The sequence below is a fragment of the Winogradskyella sediminis genome, from assembly GCF_003387355.1.
GTDB classification, from domain to species: domain Bacteria; phylum Bacteroidota; class Bacteroidia; order Flavobacteriales; family Flavobacteriaceae; genus Winogradskyella; species Winogradskyella sediminis.
Genome location: NZ_QUNH01000001.1, coordinates 1,331,876 through 1,350,483 on the forward strand (window position 1 = coordinate 1,331,876; position 18,608 = coordinate 1,350,483).

Here is an 18,608-nt window from a genome sequence, read left to right on the forward strand (position 1 = left end):
GTAAGGTTAAGTATTAATAACGTTTCTCTATAAATTTTGGCGTTTTTTGCTTTAATATGTTGAAAACTTAGGACTTTAACGAAACCAATTTAATTAAACTAATTCAATAATCTAAATAATGAAAAAACAGAAAAAACGAGTAAATTCTCGGTATAGTGTATTGTTGTTTTTCTTGTTAAGTACCATGTTTGCATTAAATGCGCAAGGATCTGGTAAGGACATATCAGGAAAAGTTGTAGATGAATCTGGAATGCCACTTCCTGGTGCTAACATTGTAGTAAAAGACAGTAATATAGGAACCATTACGGATTTTGATGGGCTCTTTCAATTAAACGTTCCAGAGGGCACAGAAATGGTACAAGTTTCTATGGTAGGTTTTAAAACTATAGATGTGTTATTAGATGGTAAAACACAATTTAATATTGTATTGCCTGAAGATGTTAGCCAATTATCTGAAGTGGTTTTAATAGGTTATGGTGGAGCTAGGAAAAAAGAAGATTTAACAGGTTCTGTAGGTGTTTTAAGTAGTAAGGATTTTGAAGATCAGCCGGTAACAAGAGTAGAGCAGGCGTTGAGTGGTCGTTCTGCTGGTGTTCAAGTTAAAACAAATTCTGGTGCACCAGGCGGAAATTTATCTATTCGTATTCGTGGTGCCAATTCTATTACCGGAAATAACCAACCTTTAATTGTTATTGATGGTGTCATCGGAGCTAATTTTCAGCTGGTAAACCCTAATGATATTGAATCGATACAGGTGTTAAAAGACGCTTCTTCTACAGCTATTTATGGCTCTCGAGGTGCAAATGGTGTTGTTATTGTTTCTACGAAATCTGGAAGAAATAAAAAGCCAGTTATCAGTTTTAATACCTTTCAGAGTATTTCTACGCTTCCTAAAAAAATTGACTACCTCAATGCTGCAGAATTTGCGGAATTGTATAATTCATACGATAGAGATTTAAATTTTGTTCCAGGTGTTTATGTTCCTCCATTTTCAGATGAAGATATAGAACGGTATGAGAATGAAGGTGGCACTGACTGGCAAGATGAATTATTTAGAGAGGCCATTTCTAAAAGTTACCAATTATCAGTTGGTGGCGGAGGAGAAAAGGTTAACTATTATATTTCTGGCGAGTATTTAGATCAAGAAGGTATTGTTGTAAATTCTAGTTTTCAGAGATATAATTTAAGATCAAAGGTAGAGGTAGCGCTAACGGATAAATTAGACCTTACCTTAAATATGGGATGGAGTAAATTAAAAGGAAAAAATAATGAAGATGTTGGTCATCAATTAGGGGCTATAGGACGTTTGCCGCAGTGGGTTGCTATTGAGCCCGTGTGGGAAGATTACGGTGTGCTCTATAATAATACACCTCAGTATGGAGCGGTATCTGGTAACCCGGTTGGGTTGCAATATGCTTATATTAGTCAAAATGAGACGTCTATATTTCAACCAAGTTTTAACTTATCATATAAAATATTAGAAGGGTTATCAGCAAAATTATTTGGTTCTTACGAAGGCACTAAAACTACGGTTTACAATTTAGAAAACAATCATATTTTAGATGCTGGCCCAGAGGTAATTTCTAGAGCTTCTATAAATAATATTGATAGAGAAAGAGGCCAAGTAAATTTTATAGTAGATTATACTAAGGAATTTGGTGATCATAATATTCAGGCAACAGCAATCTATGAGTCTGGTAATTACATTGAAAAAGGAAATTTTAATGGTGCCAATGGTCTTAATGATGTCAGCTTAGGTTGGAACAATTTATCCTTAAGTGAATCGCAAACATCGTCTTCTTACTATTATGATGAGTATTACAATTCATTAGCATTAAGAGTTAATTATGGGTATTTAGATCGTTATTTGTTTACGGCAACTGTTCGTAGAGATGGAGTTTCTAAATTTCATGGAGATAATAGGTTTAGTACTTTTCCTTCATTAGCATTTGCTTGGAATGCAGGTAAAGAAGCATTTGTTCAAGATTTAGACGTTTTTAGTAGTTTAAAATTTCGTGCCAGTTGGGGAGATTCTGGTAGTCATGCTATTGGTTCTTATGCTACACTCCCTTATTTTATTCAGAATGGTGAAAGTAACTATCATCCAAATGGTCCAGGCACTGGAACTTACGTTGGTTTAGGTGTTGGAGCACCTGGTAATGAGAGTTTAAAATGGGAAACCACAACACAATACGATGTAGGTATTGAGATGGGTTTCTTTAATAACCGTTTAAGTTTAGAGGCTGACTATTACAATAAAGACACCAATGATTTGTTGGTAAATACGCTACTTCCAGAATATTTAGGAGGGGAAACGGTTTTAAAAAACGTAGGGTCTATTAATAATAAAGGTTTTGAGTTTACGGTAAACGCTAACCCTATTCGCAATGATTTCTTTACGTGGGATGTTTCCGCAAATATATCGGTAAACAGAAATGAAGTAGTAGATTTAGGTGGTGATGAGTTGGTGTTATCTTCTGCGCTTTATGGAGATTCAGCTACGCCAATTACAGCGATACAATTAGGTCAGCCCTTAGGTTCATTTTACGGATATAATTTTCAAGGAGTATGGAAGTCTACAGAAGCAGCAGAAGCAGCTACCTTTGGAAACGTACCAGGAGATGCCAGATATGAGGATATTAATAATGACGGAGAAATAGATTCGGAAGATTTAAGTGTTATAGGAAATGCTCAACCAGATTTTATTTTCGGATTTAGTAATACCATGAAGTTTGGTAATCTCGATGTTAGCTTCGTTTTAACAGGTCAAAAAGGTGGTGAAACATTTAATGGCATTTATCAAAAATCAGTAGGATTGTATGGACAAAGTAGAGCCTTTACAAGTCCAGAATGGTACAACAGATGGAGACCTGGACATGAAGATACAGATGTGCCTGCTTTTAGTTCTACTTCGCAAAGTTATCCAAATAGCAGCCGATGGTTAGAGGATGCGAGTTTTTTAAGAATTCAGAACATCACATTAGCATATAATTTGAAAAAAGAATTTATTACAGATTTAGGTCTTTCTGAATTTCAAGTGTATATCAACGCAGAAAATGTGCATACTTGGACAAACTACTCAGGTTATAATCCAGATATATCTAGTGCAGGCCGTTCTACAGGTGGTGGGTCTGGAACTGATGTAGATCAAAATATTGATACAGGTGCATACCCTATTCCGAGAACGTTTACCCTTGGACTTAAAGTTAAATTTTAATTAGAAATAAGATAGTATTATGAAGATTAATCTAAAATATACAGGTTTAATATTGGCGCTATGTATGCTCGTTAATTGTGCTAATGATTTAGAAGAGCAACCTAGAGGAAAAGTAAATGACCCAGAAACAATATACAAACAGTATGCAAATTTAGAGGCCACAGTAATGGCGATGTATGCTGGTATACGTGGAGATGCCAATTGGTCTAGAGGTTTTGCAACATCATCTTATATGACAACCATGTTTGGGGCAGATGATCTAACCACTCAAATTGGTGGGAATAAAGGAAACTTTCGTGAATTCGATTCTTTTAATACATCTGCAAATAATGGTGCTATGATGAATCTATGGCGTGGATGTTATAACGCAATTCTTAATGCTAACGAAGTTATAGAATACTCTTATTTAACCATAGGTGACGAAGCGGAAATTGATAATTTAGTCGGACAGGCACATTTTGTTAGAGCTTTTAGTTATTTCTATTTGGTTAGAAGTTGGGGACGTATTCCATTATATACGTCTGCATCTACAGTAGCTACGGAGATCGGTTTATCTGAAGTTGATGAGGTTTATGATGTAATGATTTCCGACTTGTTATTAGCTGAAAACTTACTGCCAACAACACAAAACCTTGTTGGGTTGCCTTCAGAAGGAGCTGCAAAAGCTTTATTGTCAGAAGTGTATTTAACCCAAGCAGGTTGGCCATTGCATATTGAAAGTAGTTATGCTTTAGCGGCACAGAAAGCTAAAGAGGTAATTGACAATAAAGGTATTTATGGTTATGATTTATTATCGAGTTTTGATAACCTTTGGTTAAGAGAATATGATAACAGCTCAGAGTCTATATTTTCATTGCAGTATGATAATGCAGATGGAGCTACCGCTTTTCATATCAGCGGAAAGGCATCTATGCCAGAAGCGGAAGAGAACGGCTGGGACGATTTCTTTGTGGAACTAAATTTCTTTAATGAATTTCCAGAAGGTCCGCGTAAAGACGCCACATTTAGAACCAATTTTTTAACCTCTGATGGTACAACGGTTCATTATACCAACAGCGCAACAAAACACCCTTATTACGCAAAATTTAGAGATGGAGCGGTGGATGAATCTAATCCATCTACAGCAACATTCTTTAACAGTGCATCTTATATGTTATTTAGATATGCTGAGGTATTGCTTATTTATGCCGAAGCACAAACCAGAGCAGATGGTTCCCCTAATGTTGCAGCTTACGATGCCTTAAACCAAGTTAGAGTAAGAGCCGGGTTATCTTCATTGGCTGGTTTAAGTGCAGACGAATTTATAGATGCAGTGATTGATGAAAAAGGATGGGAGTTGGCAGGCGAAGGACAACGTTGGTACGATTTAATTAGAACAGAAAAAGTAGCGGAAGTTGCAGCTAACAGAAGTTCAGAAGAACAAGTTGGGATAATAGGAAGCACAGAATCAGATAATTATTATGCGCCTATTCCTGATTCAGAAATATTGTTAAACCCCAATTTAGGTAATTAATAAACTTATAAAATATAGCACGTGTTAGAAATTAAAAGACATCCCAAGAACCCTATTATAATTCCTGGAGAACAAAACATTAGAAAAGTAGTAACGTTTAACCCAGGAGCCATCTATAATAATGGTAAGTTTTACTTATACGATAGAGCAGCAGAAACCTTAAGCCCATTTAGAACATCTATTGGAATATTAGAAAGTGAAAATGGCGTAGATTTTAAACCTGTACAAGACGAGCCTGTATTTACTTCAGAACAATTAGGTTTTGAAGAAGGTAGCGTTCAAGATCCAAGAGTGGTTAAAATAGAAGATAAATTCTATATGAATTATGCCTTTCAACCTTATGGTTTTGATTGCCATCCCACAGGATTAGGTGTGCCTTTCTACGATGTTTCAGGTTATCCGAAATGGAAAGAAGAAGCGTACCCAATGATTACGCGTTCTGGAATTGCTGTTTCAGATGATGGCATTACGTTTGAACAACTCTGTTATACCTCTCCTAAGGAAATTGACGATAGAGATCATATCTTGTTTCCAGAAAAAATAGATGGTAAATACGCACTATTGCGTAGACCTATTGAATTTGTAGGTGAAGAATATGGTACAGATAGACCTGGTATATGGTTGTCATTCTCAGATGATTTAACAGAATGGTCAGAACCTGTTTTAATAGCGCGCTCAGAAGAAAAATGGGAAGGCAAAAAAATTGGTGCAGCAGCAAACCCTGTTAAAACAGATAAAGGTTGGTTGGTAATGTACCATGGAGTCGATACAGGTTCTGTATATAAAGTAGGTGCGTTTTTATTGGATTTAGAAGATCCAACAAAAATGATAGCGCGCACCAAAAACTATATTATGGAGCCAGAAGAGTATTACGAAAAAGTCGGTTTGGTTATTCCTAATGTAGTATTTCCAACGAGTTTGGTAGAGAAGGATGGTCTGTTATATATCTACTATGGTGTCTGTGATACCAGTATATGTTTGGCTACAGTTGAAACAAACCAATTGGTAGATCATATTTTAGATCCAAATTCATAATTAAAATAGTGTAAGCTAATGGTAAGCAAAATAAAAGGAGAGTTTCAGTATTTTAAATCCATGCCACATGGTATGCGTGTTTTATTAATCACTAACATGATATATTCTATGGTATTGCCTATTATAGAAGTATTTGTAAGTGCATATATTATGCGTAGCGAAAGCAACCCAAGTTTAGTGCTAAAGTACCAATTAGCAGTATTTACAGGGATTCCTATTACGTTTGTTGTCAATGGTTATTTACTCAATCATATTAAAGTAGCCCATTTATATAGTGTGGGAATGTTGCTCAGTGGTGTTTCTATGTTTATTATGATGTTTTTAGAAAATCTGAATTTAACAGCTATTGTGGTTTCTGGGTTTTTAATGGGATTATCTTATGGTTTTTTCTGGGCAAATCGAGATTTCCTTGCTTTGGCAACCACAAACGATGACAATAGAAATTATTATTATGGCTTAGAAACCTTTTTCTATACCATATCAGCGATTATCATTCCTGCTTTTGTTGGTCTGTTATTTTTCTATACAGATGAATTTAATTGGTTTGGTGGTGGTCAAATTGTAAGCTATAGGTTATTAACCGTTTTAGTATTTGCGCTAACTATTACATCAACCGTTATTATTCATCGTGGAAAGTTTGAAAAACCTAAACTAAAAAAGTTTATTTATTTCAAATTCGATCAATTATGGAATAAACTATTAGTGCTATCAGCTCTAAAAGGTTTAGCACAAGGGTATTTAGTTACGGTTCCTGCAATATTAATTTTAAAATTGGTAGGAGATGAAGAAATCCTTTCTACTGTAGTAAGTATTAGTGGAGTTATCGCTGCAATCACATTGTATTTACTAGGAAGATTCACTAAACCTAATCACAGAATTTACATTTTTGCCATTGCTTATATTATCTTCTTTATAGGGGCTTTTACACATGCTTATTTATTTTCAGCATTAGGCGTAATCATTTTTATTTTAAGCAAAGTACTATATCAGCCTCTACATGATATTTCGTACTTCCCTATACAATTAAGAGTTATAGATATCTTAACAGTTAAGGAAGGTAAAAGTGAATTTTCATACATTCTTAATCACGAATTCGGATTGTATTTTGGACGTGTAATCGGCATAGGACTATTTCTATTGTTAGCCGTTTATATCTCAGATACGGTTGCGCTTCGATATTCTCTAATCATCATCGGAATTGTTCAGTTATTATCAATTCCACTTGCAAAACATATAATAAACAAGTCTAAATAAATAATCTTATGAGTTTCAATAATTCTAAACAAATAGTCATGTTCGTCATTGCTTTTACAGCGTTGTTTTTTACAGCGTGCGACAGTGATGATGACGGTAGAAGATACGATCCAGGCGCTAATGATGTTCCCGGAAGCAGTTCAACAGCACCATTAAACGAAACCTTTGAGGTTGGTAAACCATCGAGTATTGAAGAAAAAGTGTATATCCATTATTTACCTTGGTTTAGTGAAGGTGAAGATGGTAACCATTGGTCTGATGGAACTAAAAACGAGCCGTTAATAGGTTACTATAGTTCGCAATCTTGGGCAACGCATTTATATCATATCTTATTGTCTTCGGCTGTAGGTATTGATGGAGCAATTATTAATGTAAGAACAGCTTACGATCAAGATTCATTTGAAAGTTTTATAGAATCCATAAAGCGTATCGATGATATTTACCCAGATTTTAAGTATGATATTGCGGTTAGCTACGATGACCAAGATGCCACTCCGGCTTCAGCTATTGCCGAGTTTACAGATTTAAGAGATAATATTATTCCTAATACTACGCATTATTTATATAAAGATGGCGAACCTGTTATTTTTATTTGGAATTATGATGGGTTTCTAACCTCACAAGATTATAGAGATGTGGCTAATTTAATTTTTACGGACAACTCACCAATTTTACTAAAAAACGAATTGGATTTAGGTGCTGTTCCTGGAGATTTTGTAATGAATTCCATTTACCCTTGGGTACAAGGTTGGGCGGATGATGGCTCTAATTGGGGAGAAGGTTATATGAGTTGGTTCTACAATACACAAATAGATTTTAAACTCAATAATAAAGTTGAATTTGTAACTGGAGCAGTATGGCCTGGATTTGATGATAGAAGCGCCTCTTGGGGACAAGGTCGTTGGATAGATCGTAGAAACGGTGAAACCTACAATGATACATGGGCACTTATTAACGATACACATCCTGGCGAAGTGCACTGGGTGATTCTAGAAACATGGAATGATTTTAACGAAGGTTCGGAGTTAGAACCAACATCTGGTTCTGGTAATTATCAGTATATGGACTTAACGACAGAGCATATTGCGACATATAAAGGTGTTCCGACCTTAATTGATAGCGAAAAATGGATGTATGGTGCACCAATAAGAATTTATGAGGCTGCGAAATTAATAGAAGATGGAGACAGAGATTATGATACCTATTATCCCGTTTTAGAGACAGCGATTGAACACTATCTAAAGACGAATGGACAAGCGGCTTATGAGTTGGCGGAAGACATAATAGCAGGTGTGTAATACCAACATTATGATACAAAAAACGATAATTTTTATAGGAGTAGTCTTGGCGATGTTAAGTTGTTCTAATAATCCAAAGGTTAAACAACGAGATGCCACAAAAGATATTGCAGAAGAGGCAGCCACAAAAGCACAAAATACAGAGGTTATTGTCCATTATATGGGCTGGTACTCTGATGAAGAGGCGCAAGGAAAAAAACTGAGACATTGGGAGCATGGCTATGCTAATACTCCCATTATTGGGCAATATAATTCTCAAAGTACAGCGACATTAGTTTACCATGCATTATTGGCTTGGTCTGCGGGAATTGACGCTATAGCTGTAAATGTTAAGGATCAGTATGATCATGATACGGCAACGGCTTTATTCGATGTTATAGATGAATTAGACAGTATATCTCAAGGAAGTTTTGATCTTAAGTACCTGATGAGTTATGATGATCAAGGGTTTGATTTAGAGGCCCCTTTAGATACCACCTTGGTTAAAATGAACGATTTTAAAGACCACCTCATGGGTAGAGAAAATTATCTGTATCATAATAATCATCCATTGTTTTTTTCATTTGATTATCCTAAAAAATTCTTAACACCTAAGAGTTTTAGAACGGTAATTGATACTGTTTTTCAAACTGATAAACCTTATCTTATCTGGAACACTTTCGGAGAAGGTGAAGACGTTGAAACCTTCGTAGATGCATTTTATCCTTGGGTGCAACCAGGAGGAGAATGGGATGCTCAAGGAATGAATTGGGGTGAAGGTTACTTAGAGTATTTCTATAAACATGTTAATGATTTTGAAACACCATACGACTTTGTAATTGGAGGTGTTTGGCCAGGATTTGATGATCGAAAAAATACATCTTGGGGAGGTAATAGACTTATCAGTAGGCATAATGGAAAAGTATACGATAATACTTGGAATTTTATACATCATTACAACGGAGGGTTGCCAATGAAATATGTGGTGCTAGAAACTTGGAATGATTGGAATGAAGGTACAGAGATAGAACCTAGTGTAGAACATGGGTATAAGTATTTAGTGCAGACGATCAAAAATGTAAACGAATTAAAGGGATCTGCAATTCCAGAAAATCAATCTCAATTTGAAAAGGTAAAAGAAATTCACGATGCTATTCAAATAAATCGAGATACCATATCTGAAGTAATTAATATATCGATTCAAAATTTTATTCTTCAAACGAAGACCAAATTATAAATAGAACATATAGGTTTTTAACTTATTAAAAAATAAGTGTTTTAGAGTTTTTGTTCTAAAGCAGTAAGGAGATCTATGCTAAAAATTAAATAACAGTAATTCAATAATCTATTAATTTAAAACCTAATTTATCATGAAACAAATCTATTTTTTCTATGCATTTTTAGTATTAGCATGTTATACGGCATCGGCTCAATTTGACGATGGAGGTATTAATTATGAAGTAGTGAGTAATATCACTTTAACTGCTCAAGTGGGCAGTAATAACGAGCTTACAGGAGATATCGTAATTCCTGAAACCGTAACAGATGGTACCAACACCTATACGGTTGTAGCTGTAAAAGGATGGGCATTTTCACAGGGCGAAGGCGCAACCTCTTCAATCTCTAGTATTAGCTTGCCAGACACTGTTACTAGTATTGCAAATGATGCTTTTGCTAATAACACCTTATTAACCACTGCAGATTTAGGGGAAGGGGTAACTAATATTGGTACTGGTGCTTTTTACAAAGCAGGTTTAACAAGTATCACAATTCCAGATTCTGTAACTAATATAGATAATGTTGCATTTTTTGCTAATACCAGCTTATTAACTATCTCATTCGGAAGTGGTTTAACTTCTATAGGAAGTCAGAGTTTTGCTTACTGTAATCCTCTAACAAGTGTATCAATTTCAGCGGCAACACCATCTACAGTAAATGTAAATACTTTTGAAGGTTTAGCATTATCATCAATTAATTTATTTGTGCCTAGTGAAAATGTCTCTACCTATTCTAGCACAACTGTCTGGGAAGATTTTATCGTTCAGGTATTAAATATAAATGATTTTGATATGGAGGTCGCTATAAAGGTGTATCCAAATCCTGTGGTTGAAACAGTTCAAATTAACTTACCAAGCAGTATTAGTTTAAGGCAGGTTGAGGTCTACAATGTAAATGGGCAGTCGGTATTGTTAAGCAATTCAAATAGTATAAATATTAGTCATTTGGCAAAAGGTCAGTACTTTATGAGTGTAGAGACTAGTAAGGGAAAAGTAGTTAAACCGCTTATTAAATTGTAATGAAAACATCCCTTTAAAGAGTAATAAATAAGCCTTAACAATTAAAGCTAATTTAAAAACCAAAAAACCCGATTCAGATGAATCGGGTTTTTGATGGTGGTGCCTCCAGTTTTAGAACCCTATTAATTTATTAAATTTCAATACTCCCTAAAAACCTAATTAGACCCTTTAAAGTTAATGCTTTTAAGGGTTTTTGTCAATTAGTTTTCATTCAGCTAAATTAATAAAAATTAACTTAAATTAAAAATTTTCGAAATTATATCGGGATTTTATTAGTTTTGAACAATAAAACTAAATAATGCAAATACGTTTTTTTACCCGGTATAATAACAATAATAAACTAGATACGATTTACGTAAGAATTTATCAAGGAAAGGATTTTGATTTAACAGTTAAAACAGGAATTGTCGTCTCAAAAAATGAATTTTCATTACCTAAGCAAAAAATGAAAGATAAGGCAAAAACTAAAAACCGTCTTTTGATTAATAATAAGCTAGACGCACTTAAAACTCATTTAAGAAATTGCTATAACGAAACGGTCATGGTGGATAATCATTTTTCTAAAGACTGGCTTAAAATTAGGGTTCATGCTTTTTTTAATTATATACCATCATCTGAAAATTTTAAAAAATATTTCGTGGATTGGGCAAAACATTACAACAAGCATGAAGCAATCAATAAGGATACTGGTATGCCTTTAGCTAAAGGTACATTGAAAAAATATAACACTAGTTTAAATTGCTTGATTGCATTTGAAGTTCACATTAAAAAGAAATTATTGTTAAACGGTATTACTTATGAATTTTATAAAAGCTTTACAAATTATTGTCTCGAAGAAAAAAAATATACAAGAAACACTACTGGAGCACATATAAAAACCGTCAAACTATGGTTAGGTGAAGCTAATAAAAGAGGTTTCTGCAACGTGGATTTTAGTGATTTTAAATCAATGACTAATGAAACCATGGATGTTTACTTAACCACTCGGGAACTCGATAAAATCTACAAACACGATTTTTCTGAAAATCCTAGATTAGCTAATGTTAGAGACTTATTAATAATTGGTTGTTATACGGCATTGAGAGTGTCAGATTTTATGCGATTAAGAATTACTGATATAGCTAATAATACCATTGAAATTAGCACAAAGAAAACGGAGAAAACAGTTTTAATACCATTACATAAATACATCAAAGAAATAATTAAACGGAATGACGGTAATTTACCAAGGTCTATTTCAGATCAAAAATTTAATAAATATGTAAAAGAGGTTTGTGAGGAAGCAGGAATTGATGAAATAGTAGAAGGCGAAAAGTTTGATAATACTACTAAACGAAAATCTCACGGTTTTTTCCCTAAACATGAGTTAATTACTTCACATACTTGCAGGAGGTCGTTCGTCTCTAACCTTTATGGTAAAATTGATAATACTACAATTATGGCTGTAACTGGGCATAAATCAGAAAAAGAGTTTTTTAAATATTTAAAAACTACACCTAAAGAGCATATAAAAAAATTGAATGAATATTGGGGTAATCAAGATTCTAAAAAAATAGAGAATGAATAATATCACTAAATATAGAGGGTTTTTAGAATGGAATTATTTAGAGAACATCAATAAAGAAACCATTGAGTACTTATCTGAAAATAATGTAATTATTGATAGTACCGAAAATTATGAGCCAGATGAAGATGCTTACGAAGAGGAACTCGGTGTTAATAGTTTAAATTTTAAGTGTTTTTTAATATTTGATTATAAAGAGTATACTGTCAATGAAGTAATCTTAGATGATATTTACTTTATAATTGAAAAAAATATTAAGCGGTTTTCTTATGAAATTATTAGAAAGAAAAAGTCAGAGATTTCTTTTAAATTAATGAGTTTATTCGACAGTCAGTCTAAAAAAGATTTTTTGAATGAAGCCCTCAAAAAGTTATTTGAAGATTACTCGAGCGATTTAGATTACGAAGACTATAAGAAATTTAGGAAAGGAGATAGATGGAAGTCGCTTTTTAGACTAGAAATTTATGATGATTTAAATGTTGGAACAATTAAATATTATTTGCAATCTAAAGCCACAAAAACAATTAACTATTATAGTCAAGACTCTAACTACGTTAGAGATCAGACACTTTTTTGTAAAAAACATCCGTTCAATATTCAATTCACAAAATATTATCGTTTTAATAAGTTACATGATTTTATTTTAGATGAAATAAGTGAGATAGATAGGATTATAAAACTGGATAAACAAGCATATACTAGTATAAAAAAATCCGCTTCAACCAATTTACATAAACAAGTGTTAATTATAGATTGTTTAAGGAAAATTAGATATGAAAAGCAATTTACTGAAGAAAAAATACCAAATTATTTTTTATACTTAGTAGGTGGTAATATTAGTAATTATGAAGAACGACTAAATTTGTTTAAGGAAATTATATTCTTAAAGGATTTTATCTATAATTCTTTTAACGCATCTGATTTAGCGAGAAAAATTAGTGATATTACTGGAGGTGATTTTGATAGATTAAGGAAGGAATCTGCATATATAACAAAACCGAAAAAGAACGAAAAGTTTACTCCAATGCAAAAGGTCGATTTTAAAAACTATCCGTCCGAAACAGTTGATATACTTGAGTTTATTAATGCTATTGGGTAAGTGTTGGGTATGGCCAACCCAATTAAAAAAAGTTAATCAAGATAAGTTTGCCTTATAAAACAATTATAAGGTTATGACAAAACAAATTCTACAAATTGATAACACCAATAATGAAGATTTCAAGAATGAAATTTTAGAAGGTGTAAGAGATATCCTATCTAACTTCAAAAATCAGGATGATAAAGAAGAGAGACTTCTGACAAGAGAGGAGACAGCAGAAATACTCTCAATTTCTCTGGTTACGCTCTGGAAATGGACGAAAACCGACGTTATACCAGCTTTTCGTATTGGTTCTAAGGTAAGGTATAAAAAATCTCAGATTCTTACTGCTTTAGAAAAAATGAATCAATTTCAATAAAAAAACACACAACCTAAGTCAATGTTGTGTGTTTGATGTGTTTCTCGTTAAAATAACCCACTCTTAATAGGCACGCTCAAATATACATCATTTTACTTAAAAAAATGATGAAATGATAAATAACACCAATAATTCTAAGTTTATATCTAAACAATTTATCGATAATTTATTAGATAACACAAATGTCGAAGATATTATTCAAGATTTTGTAACACTAAAAAAAGAAGGTGCTAATCTAAAAGGACTTACTCCGTTTGGAAGCGAAAACACGCCAAGCTTTATTGTAAGTCCATCAAAACAGATCTGGAAAGATTTTTCGTCTGGTAAAGGCGGTAATAATGCCGTTAGTTTTCTAATGGCAATGGATTATACTTATTTGGATGCTATTCATTATATAGCAAAAAAGCAAGGTTTAACTGTACAATATGATAACAGTAAAGAAGCTAAAGCTTACCAAGAAAGATTAAAGAAAATTAATGATCTTAGACCTATATTAAATAAGGCTATTGCTATTTATCAAAATGAATTTTTCAATTTACCAAAAGAGCATCCTGCAAAAATAGAAGTTTTTGATAAACGTAAATACAAGCAAGAGATTATTGATACTTATCAAATTGGCTATGCACCAGGTAAAAGGTTCATATATAAAAATTTAAAAGAAAGTGGTAATGTAGATGGTGGTGTAAAAACAAGCTTGCTAAACAAGAAGCAAGACGGTTATCTCGATTTTTATAATGATAGAGTTACCTATCCCATTTTTGATAAAAACGGAGAGGTAATTGGTATTGCGGGTAGAGAGCTAAAAACCGAACCTAAGATTAAATGGCTAAACAGTAGAACTACTGATCTTTACAATAAGCAATTAATATGGTATGGTTTAAACTTTGCAAAGCAAGAAATCCGACAAAATAAAGAAGTTTACATAATGGAGGGGTATAATGATGTTATTGCATGGCAAACCAATGGTTTACTAAATGCGGTTGCTCCTTGTGGTACATCTATACACGATAACCAGATTAAAGTTATAAAAAAATATGCAGATACTGTTTATTTCTGTATGGATGATGATGATGCAGGTAAAAAATCTACATTAAAAAACATACCTCGATTTATCGAAGCTGGCTTTATATGTTATGTTATTAAGTTTAAAGAATGTGATCCAGACGAATTTGTTAGAGTTAATTCAAATACGCTAAAAACCAAATCATTAATTGAAACTCTAAATAAAGAAACCGAGAAAGTTGAGGGTTTTAGATTATTACTCGAGGAGTTAAATAATAAGGATGAATTAAAGAAAGGTATTATAGCTAAAGCTCTATGTGAAATAATTAGTAAAATAAAAGATGATAGTATTGTTTCGCTATATAGTACATGGCTTAAAAAGGCTAGTGGTGTTAATATTCTAAATATTAGAAAATGGATTAAAGAGTATCAAAATGAACGAATAATTAAAGAGAAAGAACGTTTTATTGCAAATAATGAATATGAATTACCTAAAGATGTGGTAATGAATGAAGATTTATCGGATGACATAAAACGTTACCAAATGTTTCAGAGTAACAATAAAATTTATTCGCAGATTGGTTCTGAATATCCTATTAAGTTTCGTGTATGTAGTAATTTTTCGGTAAATATTATTCAACACATGAGAGATGAAGATTTTCCGAAAAAATTAGTTTCCGCAGAAAACACTTTTAATGAATCTTTTGTTTTTGATGTACCTAGTGAAACCTTTAATGTTTCAGCTGCTTTTCAAAAAGCAATGACCAACTTCGGTAACTTCCGTTGGCACGGACGAAGTGAAGATTTAGTTAGACTGCAAGCTTTATTGTTTGATAAAATGGGTAATGGTAGAAGTTTAGATGTTTTAGGTTGGCAACCCGAAGGCTTTTTTCTATTCAATAATTTAGTTGTTGTACCCAATGAAGATAATATAGATCTTGACAAAAACGGATGCTTTAAATATAAAGATATTAGTTACTATGTACCTTCAGCAAATGAAATTTACGCAAATAATCACTATAAATATATACCACAGAAAAATTTTAGACATATTTCAGGTACTATTTCTTCACTCGACTATTTTGACAAAGTACATCAAGTGCATGGCAACCATGCTATATCTACTATTTTTCATGCAATAGCCTGTATGTTTCATGATATTGTGGCAAAGAACCTGAAAGGTTTTCCAATAAACTTTAACTATGGACCACCTGGCACTGGTAAAGATCAATTGAATCACGCAGTAAAATCGCTTTGGGGTATTCCACAAGTAGCAACCAACTTAGAGGCTAAAAACTCTACAAAAACAGCTACTATTAGAGAACTAGCACAGTTTACCAATGGTCTTATTGAGTGGTCAGAATATGCAAGAGGAGATAATGAATTAGATGGTACGCTAAAATCGGTTTGGGATTTAAGAGGTAAAAAAATAGGTAAGTTTGAAAGTAGAATTGCTACAGATAATGTTCCAATTTTAAGCGGAGTAGCGTTGACAGGAAACGCATATCCAGATAATCCAGCAATTATTACACGTATTATTTGGAATGACATGAATAAAACCGAATTTACCGAAAATGATGAGAAAAATTTTAATGAGCTTAATGATATTATTGAGGAAGGTTTAACCCATATCACAATTAAGATACTTAACCAACGTAAATTAGTAGAGGACAACTTTAACGAGCAATACCGTTTATTAATGGATGTTTATCAGCGTAGATTGCCCGACTGTAATAAACGTATGCTTAAAAACATAAGTACGCTTACGGCTTTTTACAATGTACTAAAAGAAAACATAGATTTTCCTTTTACACAATCTCAAATATTAGAACATTTTACAGTAATTACGAAGGCTCAAATGCGTAAACTTTCAAGTAGCAGTATTGTTACTAGATGGTGGGATTGTTTTGTGGCATCTATGCGAGGGGTAGATCATGATATTATAAAAGTTGGGAGAGATATAAAACTTGACGGCAGTATGCTTTATTTTCAATATAGTAATTGTTACACTAAAATTTATAGACAATGGTCACGACAATATTCAGATAATGCACCTGTAAAAAACACCATGAAAGAAGCTTTAGAAAAAGATCCTTCATATTCAAATTATAAGGATAGCATACAATATAATACTGGAGGTTTAAACAGAATTAGGTCATCGGCTATGATTGTAGATATATCCAAAATGCCTAATGATGTAAGAGTTAGAATTAAAAGTGAAGTGAACCGTCAAGAATTTGAAAATGATATTGAACCATACACCTCTAAAAGTCCTTTAAATAAGGGTAATAACGAATTATGGGGTTAAATTTAGTGGCAATCCAATCTTAAATTTTATTAAAATAAATTTTAAAATGATTCAAAATACTTTCTGTCATTTCGGACACATTGTTAACATATTGATATATAGTGTTTTATATGTAAATATATAGACAGAAAGCGTGACAGAAAGTGACAGAAAGTGACAGAGGGTATTTTGAGTTTCGGACACTTTCTGTCATAATAACACACATATCTACATTTAATATGCTGATTATCAACAATGTCTGAATGTCCGAAAGTAAAACCGAGAAAATGAGTGTTATATATTTGTAAATAGTTTTTAATTTAAAAATACAGACTGTTTTTTAACTGTAAATATTAATTCCTTAGATTTGTTTTATAATAGAAAAAGCCCTCGTTAAGAGAGCTTATAAACTTCAAGACTTCCATCATTAGGAAGCATTAGACTAACGGTTAAAAGTGTGCCATCTCTCATTAGGATAGGGCTTTTAACTTGAAGTCGGAAAACGTCAATGTTCATAGCATTGGCGTTTTTTCATACGACAAAGATAATAATTATATGATTGCTAGTCCACCTTGTAAGATCCACCATGTGGTAATGGTGGTTTTTAAATTTAAAGCAATCATTTTTAAGGAATAAACAAGGGGATTTTTATTATATTTGTGTATTCTTTCCTATCAAACCAACCATAATTTTTTAAGAGCTTTCATGTATCATCATTAAAGTATAAAAATTATGAAAAATTTAGTAACATCAAATCATTTTAAAGAACCCGGATTAAACGGTTTTTTTGGATGGTTAAAACGGACGGTAAACAATGTTCTTAATGCAGTATCTGAAGTCTCACACAATCCTTTTTTCGCTTTTACAGTAATAAGAGATGCGTTTGACGGTGGTGGGTTTAATATTGGAAATTCAAATCCGGGTCAATTTAATACAGGATTGGTTCGGAGAAATAGTGGGAGCGAACAATTAAGTGATCTAAATAGTCAAGAGGTAGAGCTTAAAGAAGCGGAAGAAGCATTGCTTGATCTCTGGGTAGAATCAAGATTTAAACCGCTTTTTCTTTCTTATTTTACACAAATGAAACAATTTAGTATAACACCTCCTAAGCTTAATGAGTTCAAAATATTTTACAACAATGTTTATGAATTTATAGGATATATTAATTGGTCAATTAATAATGTTGTTTCTCACAATTCTCATTTATTTTTAAGCAACAATGTAATTACTGCGAGAAATAGATTTTTATCTATCCAAATGGAATTATTAGAAGCTGATATTAAAGGGTATATTGAGTCTTCTAATCTTAATTTTAACGTTAAGGAAACCCCTTTTAATCTTTACACAAATAAATATCAAACGTTAGATTTTGTTGTAGAAGAATATGTTTTTATTCAAAAAAAAGAATTAATTGGTAATTCCGTAGTAGAAACTGGTACAAATATTTCTATTACTGATGAAGAGGAAATCACTTATACCCCTCCTGTTATAAATGAATCTCCAGATGTAAAACCACAATCACAAGAAAAAGGAATGAAAAATGGAACTAAAGCTCTTTTAGGTATTAGTATTGGTGTCTTTTTAAGTCGGTTATTCAAGTAAAAACAGAAAAATCGTAAATAAAAAACCGTAAATGTGTGTCACGGTTTTATTTACGGTTTTTGCATTAATTTATTTGGTATCTATATACAATTTACCACAAGCT

At 32.7% G+C, this 18,608-nt stretch carries 13 protein-coding genes; 12 read left to right on the forward strand and 1 reads right to left on the reverse strand.

Features of this window, described 5'->3' with window-relative positions; translation table 11 throughout:
* Nucleotides 1–118 precede the first annotated feature (118 nt).
* From C8N41_RS05615 to dnaG, 11 genes are all read left to right on the forward strand, one after another.
* Nucleotides 119–3,217, forward strand: a complete 3,099-nt coding sequence (locus tag C8N41_RS05615; RefSeq protein WP_092444923.1) for a SusC/RagA family TonB-linked outer membrane protein — start codon at nucleotides 119–121, stop codon at nucleotides 3,215–3,217.
* Between the two features lie 19 nt (nucleotides 3,218–3,236).
* The gene (locus C8N41_RS05620) at nucleotides 3,237–4,730 is read left to right on the forward strand and encodes a RagB/SusD family nutrient uptake outer membrane protein (RefSeq protein ID WP_115838509.1); all 1,494 of its coding nucleotides are present in this window, start codon (nucleotides 3,237–3,239) and stop codon (nucleotides 4,728–4,730) included.
* Nucleotides 4,731–4,751: 21 nt separating this feature from the next.
* Nucleotides 4,752–5,765, forward strand: a complete 1,014-nt coding sequence (locus C8N41_RS05625) for a glycoside hydrolase family 130 protein (RefSeq protein ID WP_092444919.1) — start codon at nucleotides 4,752–4,754, stop codon at nucleotides 5,763–5,765.
* Nucleotides 5,766–5,783: 18 nt separating this feature from the next.
* Nucleotides 5,784–7,019, forward strand: coding sequence for an MFS transporter (locus C8N41_RS05630; RefSeq protein ID WP_092444917.1), 1,236 nt, complete (start codon nucleotides 5,784–5,786; stop codon nucleotides 7,017–7,019).
* Nucleotides 7,020–7,027: 8 nt separating this feature from the next.
* Nucleotides 7,028–8,317, forward strand: coding sequence for a glycoside hydrolase family 71/99 protein (locus C8N41_RS05635; RefSeq protein ID WP_147298932.1), 1,290 nt, complete (start codon nucleotides 7,028–7,030; stop codon nucleotides 8,315–8,317).
* 10 nt (nucleotides 8,318–8,327) lie between these two features.
* On the forward strand, nucleotides 8,328–9,533 hold the full coding sequence (locus C8N41_RS05640; protein ID WP_115838511.1) for a glycoside hydrolase family 99-like domain-containing protein: 1,206 nt from the start codon (nucleotides 8,328–8,330) through the stop codon (nucleotides 9,531–9,533).
* A gap of 133 nt (nucleotides 9,534–9,666) precedes the next feature.
* Nucleotides 9,667–10,593, forward strand: a complete 927-nt coding sequence (locus tag C8N41_RS05645) for a leucine-rich repeat domain-containing protein (RefSeq protein WP_115838512.1) — start codon at nucleotides 9,667–9,669, stop codon at nucleotides 10,591–10,593.
* A 298-nt stretch (nucleotides 10,594–10,891) separates the two neighbouring features.
* Complete coding sequence (locus C8N41_RS05650; RefSeq protein WP_115838513.1) at nucleotides 10,892–12,160, forward strand: site-specific integrase; 1,269 nt, start codon at nucleotides 10,892–10,894, stop codon at nucleotides 12,158–12,160.
* Nucleotides 12,153–13,256 carry a hypothetical protein gene (locus tag C8N41_RS05655; RefSeq protein ID WP_115838514.1) on the forward strand — a complete coding sequence of 368 codons (1,104 nt, stop codon included), beginning with the start codon at nucleotides 12,153–12,155 and terminating at the stop codon, nucleotides 13,254–13,256. Before C8N41_RS05650 ends, C8N41_RS05655 begins: the two co-directional genes overlap by 8 nt.
* 73 nt (nucleotides 13,257–13,329) lie before the next feature.
* The gene (locus C8N41_RS05660; RefSeq protein WP_115838515.1) at nucleotides 13,330–13,614 is read left to right on the forward strand and encodes a helix-turn-helix domain-containing protein; all 285 of its coding nucleotides are present in this window, start codon (nucleotides 13,330–13,332) and stop codon (nucleotides 13,612–13,614) included.
* A gap of 112 nt (nucleotides 13,615–13,726) precedes the next feature.
* Nucleotides 13,727–16,924 carry a DNA primase gene (dnaG, locus tag C8N41_RS05665; RefSeq protein WP_115838516.1) on the forward strand — a complete coding sequence of 1,066 codons (3,198 nt, stop codon included), beginning with the start codon at nucleotides 13,727–13,729 and terminating at the stop codon, nucleotides 16,922–16,924.
* 372 nt (nucleotides 16,925–17,296) lie between these two features.
* On the opposite strand, the gene C8N41_RS17180 is transcribed toward dnaG, so the two are convergent.
* Entirely contained in the window at nucleotides 17,297–17,419 is a 123-nt protein-coding gene (locus C8N41_RS17180) for a hypothetical protein (RefSeq protein ID WP_262510566.1), read from the reverse strand.
* A 216-nt stretch (nucleotides 17,420–17,635) separates the two neighbouring features.
* On the opposite strand from C8N41_RS17180, the gene C8N41_RS05670 reads away from it, so the two are divergent.
* On the forward strand, nucleotides 17,636–18,505 hold the full coding sequence (locus tag C8N41_RS05670) for a hypothetical protein (protein WP_115838517.1): 870 nt from the start codon (nucleotides 17,636–17,638) through the stop codon (nucleotides 18,503–18,505).
* Nucleotides 18,506–18,608 lie beyond the last annotated feature (103 nt).